The organism is Pseudomonas sp. PME37.24/006, assembly GCF_055556635.1.
In genome coordinates this window covers 1-209 of record NZ_JBVHNL010000331.1, presented here as the reverse complement: position 1 = coordinate 209, position 209 = coordinate 1, and the positions used below count along the sequence as shown (strand labels likewise).

Sequence of the window (209 nt, the reverse complement as noted above, 5' to 3'; positions counted from 1 at the left end):
CAGGGGCGTCGCCAAGCGGTAAGGCACCAGGTTTTGATCCTGGCATGCGTTGGTTCGAATCCAGCCGCCCCTGCCATAACCACCCAAGGGTGGCTCGTAATACCGAATTGAGCAGCATTGCGTCACACACGATACAGGGGCGTCGCCAAGCGGTAAGGCACCAGGTTTTGATCCTGGCATGCGTTGGTTCGAATCCAGCCGCCCCTGCC

General features: G+C 59.8%; 2 tRNA genes. Both read left to right on the top strand.

The window, feature by feature from the left end:
* The first annotated feature begins 1 nt into the window (after position 1).
* A tRNA-Gln gene (locus ACZ3GY_RS24940) sits at positions 2–76 on the top strand.
* Positions 77–135: 59 nt separating this feature from the next.
* Positions 136–207, top strand: a tRNA-Gln gene (locus ACZ3GY_RS24935).
* The last annotated feature ends 2 nt before the right edge of the window (positions 208–209 follow it).